Genomic DNA, 431 nt, shown 5'->3' with positions numbered 1-431 from the left:
CAAGAAGAGCCTCGCTTCGGGGGTGCCTATGGCCGGTGTGCTGTTTCCTGCCGCCGGCGTCGGCCTCGTCATTCTGCCGCTGATGCTGTTTCACCAGCTTCAGCTCATCGTCTGCGCGGTACTGGCGAAGCAATTGGGGCTTTCCGCCGTCGACGAACCCAAGGCGGCTCAAACCATTCCGGTTGCCTGACCTTCAACCTGACACCGATACGCATTCCATAAAGGATAACGACCATGAAAACCCGTGCTGCCGTCGCCTTCGAAGCGAAGCGCCCGCTGGAAATCGTTGAGCTGGACCTTGAGGGTCCAAAAGCGGGCGAGGTACTGGTCGAGATCATGGCGACCGGAATCTGCCATACCGACGCCTACACGCTCGGCGGATTCGACAGCGAGGGTCTGTTTCCCAGTGTGCTGGGCCATGAAGGCGCGGG

General features: G+C 60.6%; 2 protein-coding genes. Both read left to right on the top strand.

Annotation, left to right across the window (positions count from 1 at the left end; all coding sequences use genetic code 11):
• Positions 1-190, top strand: a 190-nt coding sequence (locus AACY08_RS30070; RefSeq protein ID WP_339472729.1) for a bile acid:sodium symporter, incomplete at its 5' end; no start/stop codon positions are given.
• A 44-nt stretch (positions 191-234) separates the two neighbouring features.
• On the top strand, positions 235-431 hold a 197-nt coding region (locus AACY08_RS30065; RefSeq protein ID WP_339472728.1), incomplete at its 3' end, for an alcohol dehydrogenase catalytic domain-containing protein.

Source organism: Pseudomonas sp. EL_65y_Pfl1_R83 (genome assembly GCF_963970695.1).
In the GTDB taxonomy this organism is placed as follows: domain Bacteria; phylum Pseudomonadota; class Gammaproteobacteria; order Pseudomonadales; family Pseudomonadaceae; genus Aquipseudomonas; species Aquipseudomonas tritici.
The sequence above is the reverse complement of the archived record's forward strand: the minus strand, read 5'-3'. Positions and strand labels throughout refer to the sequence as shown.